Here is a 6263-nt window from a genome sequence, read left to right as displayed (position 1 = left end):
TGCATGACACCTTCGGCCTGCCGACCTATATCAGCGGCCTGATCCTGACCGTGGTGATCGGCCTGATCATCTTCGGCGGCATCAAGCGCATCGCCAAGTTCGCCGACGTGCTGGTGCCGGTGATGGCCTTCTCTTATATCGCCATGGCCTTGATCGTGATCGGCCTGAACCTGGGCGAAGTACCGGCCGTGTTCGCGCTGATCTTCAAGAGCGCCTTCGGTCTGGAACCGGCCTTCGCCGGCGGTATCGGCGCGGCGATCATCATGGGCGTCAAACGCGGCCTGTTCTCCAACGAAGCCGGTCTGGGCAGCGCGCCCAACGTCGCCGCGGTGGCCGAGGTCAAGCACCCGGTGGCCCAGGGCATCGTGCAGTCGCTCAGCGTGTTTATCGACACCATGATCCTGTGCAGCTGCACCGCGCTGATTATCCTGCTGTCGGGCGTGTATCAGCCGGGTATGGATATCGCCGGCGTGGTGCTGACCCAGACCGCAGTCGCCAGTGTGGTCGGTGAGTGGGGCCGGGTGTTCGTCAGCGTCGCCCTGCTGCTGTTCGTGTTCACCACCCTGATCTACAACTACTACCTGGGTGAAAACGCCCTCGGCTTCTTCAGCCAGAAGCGCGGCCCGGTGGTGGTCTATCGCGGGCTGGTGGTAGCGCTGGTACTTTGGGGTTCGGTGCAGGATCTGGGCACGGTGTTCGCCTTCGCCGACGTGACCATGGGCCTGTTGGCCATCTGCAACCTGGTCGCCCTGGCTCTGCTGTTCAAGGTCGGCCTGCGCCTGATGCGCGACTACGACAACCAGCGCAAGGCCGGCGTCGAATCGCCGGTGCTGGACGCCAAGCACTTCGCCGACCTGGACCTGGACCCGGCCGTCTGGTCGAGCTCCGACTCGGTCACCAAGGCCGCGACTAGCAGCCCTGCGGAAATCGGCAATACCGCGCATCAGCGTTAAGCCCAACGCCCGGCCTAGAGCCGGGCGTTTTTATCTGGGCCCACGGCCATCGGCTCGCGCGGCCCTCTCTATATCGGAGTGCCAGACCATGCGCCGCCCCCTATTCGCCGCCCTGCTGTGCTGCCTGCTGTTCAGCCCCCTGAGCCAGGCCGCGTTGCCGCCCGGTTACAAGATGGTGCTGCTGACCGAGAATTTCCCGCCCTTCAATATGGCCAGCAACGGCAAGAACTTCGCCCGCGACGCCAATATCCAGGGCCTCAGTGCCGACATCGTGCGCGAGATGTTCAAGCGTGCCGGCATCGACTACAGCCTGACCCTGCGCTTCCCCTGGGACCGCATCTACCAGCAGGCCCTGAGCAAGCCCAACCACGGCCTGTTCTCCACCTCCATAAGCGAGGCGCGCAAACCGCTGTTCAAGTGGGTCGGCCCCATCGCCCAGTACCAGAGCGTGCTGGTCGGCCGAAAAGGCAGCCACCCGCAACTGAACAATCTGCAACAGGCCAAGGCCTACCGCATCGGTGCCTACCAGAGCGCGGCGGTCAGCCAGTACCTCGAACGCCTGGGTTTCACCCCTCACAACGCCCTGCGCGACCAGGAAAATATCCGCAAGCTGCAACGCGGGCAGATCGACCTGTGGGCCACTTCCGACCCGGTCTGGCGCTTCTACGCCCGCGAGCAGGGCGTCGACGACCTGGAGACCCTGCTCAGCTTCGAAACCTCACAGCTGTACCTGGCGCTGAACAAGGACACCCCGGACGAAGTGGTCGAACGCCTGCAAAACGCCCTGGAACAGATGCGTGGTGAAGGCTACGGCAGCTGCGCGAAAAATCCCGAGCTGTGTTGAGCCAACCGCACGGCTAGCAGGCCGTTGAAAAACGTAGGCGAGGCAGGCAAGACAAGGCAAAAACAGGCGAGGAAGCGGAGTTTACGGGTTGTAAATGAGCATTCCGAGCCTGTTTTTAACGCAGTATTGCCAACGCAGGTAGTTTTTCAGCGGCCTGCTAAATCCGCCAGGCCCTGCGCAACGCCAGCAGGGCCTCATCGATCTGCCCCTCGGGCACCGCGGCAAAACCCAGCACCAGCCCGGCGCGCTGATCTTCAGGCGTACTGCTGTCGGGCAGCCAGTAACTGCTGAGCGCACTTATCTCCACGCCAACCTGGGCGGCGGCACTGATCAGCTGGCGCTCGCGGGCCAGGCTGTCGACCCGCACGCACAGGTGCAGGCCGGCCTCCACCACCGGCAACGGCGCGCAGCCGGGCACGTTCTGCGGCCAGCCGGCCAACAGGGCATCGCGACGGCTACGGGCGGCACTGCGCATACGGCGGATATGGCGCTGGAAGTGCCCGGCGGCGATAAATTCGGCCATCACCGCCTGGGTGCCGATTTCCGAGTGACGCATGTCCAGGGCGCGGCGGCGGGCGAAGGCTTCGGCCAGCGCCGGCGGTAACAGCAGATAGCCCAGGCGCAGCGCCGGAAAGGCGATCTTGCAGAAGGTGCCGACGTAGAGCACCCGGCCCTGGCGGTCGAGGGCGGCCAGCGGTGCCAAGGGCGTGCCGCTGTAGCGGTACTCGCCGTCGTAATCGTCCTCGATGATCAGGCCGTCGTTGCGCTGTGCCCACTCCAATAGCTGCAGCCGCCGCTCCAGGGACAGGGTAACGCCGGTCGGGTACTGGTGCGACGGCGTCAGATAGAGCAGCCGACAGTCCTCGATCCGCTCCAGCGCGGCGGTGTCCAGGCCCTGGTCATCCACCGCCACGCCGCACAGCTGCGCCCCGGCTATCGCCAGCGCATGGCCGGCGGCGCGGTAGCCGGGGTTCTCCAGCGCCACCCGCGCGCCGGGCGTGACCAGCAACTGCGCACACAGGCTGATGGCCTGTTGCGAGCCACTGGTCACCACGATCTGCGCCGGATCGCAGTGCAGGCCACGGCTGTTACGCAGGTAGGCGGCGATCAGCTCGCGCAATTGCAGGTCGCCGGCCGGGTCGCCATAGCCCAGGCGTGCGAGCGACGGCTTGCGCCAGAAGCGTGCGGACAGGCGCGCCCAGATCTCGAAGGGAAAAAGATCGAAGGCCGGCACGCCGACCCGAAACGCTCGTGGCGCACCGCTCAGGGGCGGGCTCAGATGATGGCTCTGCAGCAGCTGCAGGGCGGCGCTCTGGGTGGCGGGCGACTGCGCCTGGATCGCCGGCACTGCGCTCGGCCGCGTGGCCGCGCTCAGCTCGGCCACGTAGGTACCGGCCCCGATACGCCCCTCGATATAGCCTTCGGCATACAGCTGATCGAAGGCGCGGGTCACGGTGTTGCGCGAGATGCCCAGCAGACCCGCCAGGTCGCGACTGGCCGGCAGGCGCGTGCGGCTTTGCAGCCGACCATCAAGGATGCGTTCGCGCAGCGCCTGATACAACTGGCGCGCCAGGCCCTGCTGCGGGTCGAGACGGATGCCGGACAGATCGACCGGCAGCGGCGGCACAGGCATGGCGATTGGCTCCACAGAAGTCGTAGAAAGTGGATCTTACAACAGACCAATATCCTGCCTAGCATGACTCATCACGTTCGCAGGCTGTTGAAAAACTACCTACGTTGCCATTGCGGCGTTAAAAACAGGCTCAAAATGCTCATTTACAGCTCGTAAACTCCGCTTTTTCGCCTGTTTTTGCCTTGCACTGGCTGCCTCGCCAACGTTTTTCAACGGCCTGCTAGGAGCCCGCCCATGTACACGCCCACCGCCTTTCGCCAGGACGATCTCGCCACCCTGCACCAGCAGATACGCGCCAGTCGCCTGCCCAGCCTGGTCAGTCACGGCACCCAGGGCTTGCTCGCCAGCCATCTGCCGCTGCTGCTGGAGGCCGACGAAGGGCCCTACGGCACACTGTACGGCCACTTCGCCCGGGCCAACCCGCAGTGGCGCGACCTCGCCGAAGGCAGCCCGGCGCTGGTAATTTTTCAGGGAGCGGAGGCCTATATCAGCCCGTCCTGGTACGCCGCCAAGGCCGAGCACGGCAAGGTGGTGCCGACCTGGAACTACATCAGCGTGCAGGCCCATGGCCGCGCCGAGGTGTTCGATGACGCCGAGCGCCTGCTGCAACTGGTCAGCCGCCTCAGCGCACAGCACGAAGCCGATCGTCCGCAGCCCTGGGCGGTCGGCGATGCACCGCGCGAGTACATCGACAGCATGCTGCGCGCCATCGTCGGCTTCGCCTTGCCCATCGAACGCCTGGAAGGCAAATGGAAGCTCGGGCAGAACCGCAGCCCGGCCGACCAGGCCGGCGTGCGCGATGGCCTGCAAGCCAGCCATGACCCACGCGACCGTGAGCTGGCCGCGCAAATCAGCAACCCACACTTAGCCAAGGAAGCGCCATGAGCCCGCACACCCCACTCCACTGGCAAGCCGTGCCCAGCCCGGCCCATACCCCCCTGGACGGCCAGTATGTGCGCCTCGAACCGCTCGACCCGGCGCGCCATGGCGACGATCTGTGGCAGGCATTGCAGGGCCCGGATAGCGACCCGGCACTCTGGGACTATCTGCCCTATGGCCCGTTTGCCGAGCGCACGGCCTTCGATACCTGGCTGGCGGCCAACGCGGCCAGCGCCGACCCGCTGTTCTTCGCCGTGCTCGACCTGAGCAGCCAGCGCGCCGTCGGCCTGCTCAGCTTCCTGCGCATCACGCCCGGGGACGGCTGCATCGAGATCGGTCATATCGCCTTCGGCCGCGCCATGCAGCGCAGCCCGGCGTCCACCGAGGCGTTCTATCTGCTGGCCAGACTGGCCTTGGGCACGCTCGGCTACCGCCGTCTGGAGTGGAAATGCAACGCCCTCAACGCCCGCTCCATGCGCGCCGCCGAGCGCCTGGGCTTCAGCTACGAAGGGCTGTTTCGTCAGCATATGGTGGTCAAGGGGCATAACCGCGACAGCGCCTGGTTTTCCATCCTGGATAGCGAGTGGCCGAGCTGCGACGCGGCCTTCCGGCGCTGGCTGGCGGCGGACAATTTCGATGCCGAGGGGCGGCAGAAGCAGCGCCTGGAAGCGTTGAGGAAATAGGCCAGCGGCTTATTCGATCTCGAACAGGCCGTTACGGATCTGCGCGCCCGCCAAGCGCTGGCGGATATCGGCATCGATGCGCGGGTCGTCGGGGCTGTAGAGCATCACCTGGCGATAGGCGCTGACCCGGTTGATCTCCGAGCCCAGGTAGTCCCAGACCACCCGGGTACAGGCCGGGGTGCGCCGGTCGCCGCTGGACACCCCAGTCTTCAGGCCATTGAGGCGGGTGATGCGACTCTTGAAGCTGGGAATCAGGATGGTCTGGCTCATCTCGTTGCCGGTCAGCGACTCGTAATCGACCAGAAACAGCCGGTCCTGCAGGTAGAACGCCGCGCCCAGGTAGCGGCAGCGCACCCAGTCCTCGGCCTTGCCGCTGTCGGCGCGCGACGGTTCCTGGCGCTCCTGACGTTCAAACAGGAAGCTGCCGCGCTCCTCGCGCAGCTGCACCAGCGACAGCAGGATCTGCCCCGGCACCGACATGCAGTTGGAGTACTCGAAGTAGTAGCCGCAATAGCGCGACAGGCTGCTGGAATACTCGCCCAGAGGTTGGAACAGTTCCAGCAGCGGATCGACCTGCGGGCGCGCGCCCTGGCCGCTGCGGGCACCGATAAGGTCGGCGAACTGCTCGCCGGGCAGGCTCAGTTCGTAGGCCTCGACGCCGAAAAAGTCGCAGATGCGCTTGAGGTTGTAGGCGGTCGGCCGACTCTGCCCGCTGAGGTACTTGTTGAACTGGGCACGGTTGATCGACAGCTTGCGGCAGACCTCGGCAATCGAGCGGTAGTGGCTGCACAGCAGCTTGAGGTTGTTGCCGAGGTAATCGGACATATGACGGGACCTGATGATGCGAGCGGCGCGATTCTAGCACCAACTCGCGCCAGATCGCCGCGACCTGCGAAATTGCACGACGAACGCGTCTGCTCAACCATTCGACCCCCGCATTTTTTCCAACCAGAACAACAAGAGAGACTCGCCTGCCATGCTCGATATTCTCAATGACCTGATCTGGAGCAAGTTGCTGATCGTGATGCTGATCGGCCTTGGTCTGTACTTCACCATCGCCTCGCGTTTCGTCCAGTTCCGCTACTTCGGCAGCATGTTCCGCATCTTCAGCGAGGCCTTCCAGCGCCAGCCCGGCCAGCTCAGCTCGTTCCAGGCCCTGATGCTCTCGGTGGCCGGCCGCGTCGGTGCCGGCAATATCGCCGGCGTCTCGGTGGCGATCATGCTCGGCGGCCCCGGCGCGATCTTCTGGATGTGGGTCGTGGCTCTGGTCG

General features: G+C 65.2%; 7 protein-coding genes. 5 read left to right on the top strand and 2 right to left on the bottom strand.

The window, feature by feature from the left end:
• Together AACY13_RS22505 and AACY13_RS22500 are read left to right on the top strand one after the other, a co-directional pair.
• Positions 1–953, top strand: a 953-nt coding sequence (locus tag AACY13_RS22505; RefSeq protein WP_339463818.1) for an alanine/glycine:cation symporter family protein, incomplete at its 5' end; no start/stop codon positions are given.
• An 88-nt stretch (positions 954–1041) separates the two neighbouring features.
• Positions 1042–1797: a substrate-binding periplasmic protein gene (locus tag AACY13_RS22500; protein WP_339463817.1), complete on the top strand. Its 756-nt coding sequence runs from the start codon at positions 1042–1044 to the stop codon at positions 1795–1797.
• Between the two features lie 157 nt (positions 1798–1954).
• On the opposite strand, the gene pdxR is transcribed toward AACY13_RS22500, so the two are convergent.
• On the bottom strand, positions 1955–3430 hold the full coding sequence (gene pdxR, locus AACY13_RS22495; protein ID WP_339463816.1) for a MocR-like pyridoxine biosynthesis transcription factor PdxR: 1476 nt from the start codon (positions 3428–3430) through the stop codon (positions 1955–1957).
• Positions 3431–3664: 234 nt separating this feature from the next.
• Between pdxR and AACY13_RS22490 the strand changes: the two genes are divergently transcribed.
• Both AACY13_RS22490 and AACY13_RS22485 read left to right on the top strand, forming a co-directional pair.
• On the top strand, positions 3665–4315 hold the full coding sequence (locus tag AACY13_RS22490) for an FMN-binding negative transcriptional regulator (RefSeq protein WP_339463815.1): 651 nt from the start codon (positions 3665–3667) through the stop codon (positions 4313–4315).
• Positions 4312–4992 (top strand): GNAT family N-acetyltransferase, encoded by a 681-nt coding sequence (locus AACY13_RS22485; RefSeq protein WP_339463813.1) that lies wholly within the window; start codon positions 4312–4314, stop codon positions 4990–4992. Before AACY13_RS22490 ends, AACY13_RS22485 begins: the two co-directional genes overlap by 4 nt.
• Positions 4993–5001: 9 nt before the next feature.
• Here the strand turns inward: AACY13_RS22485 and AACY13_RS22480 are convergent, their stop codons facing one another.
• On the bottom strand, positions 5002–5817 hold the full coding sequence (locus AACY13_RS22480; RefSeq protein ID WP_339463812.1) for a helix-turn-helix transcriptional regulator: 816 nt from the start codon (positions 5815–5817) through the stop codon (positions 5002–5004).
• A 151-nt stretch (positions 5818–5968) separates the two neighbouring features.
• Between AACY13_RS22480 and AACY13_RS22475 the strand changes: the two genes are divergently transcribed.
• Positions 5969–6263 (top strand): alanine:cation symporter family protein (locus AACY13_RS22475; RefSeq protein ID WP_339463811.1); only part of this gene is annotated, 295 nt, incomplete at its 3' end.

Source organism: Pseudomonas sp. EA_105y_Pfl2_R69 (genome assembly GCF_963970915.1).
Lineage (GTDB): Bacteria > Pseudomonadota > Gammaproteobacteria > Pseudomonadales > Pseudomonadaceae > Aquipseudomonas.
This window is presented reverse-complemented; position numbering and strand designations above follow the sequence as displayed.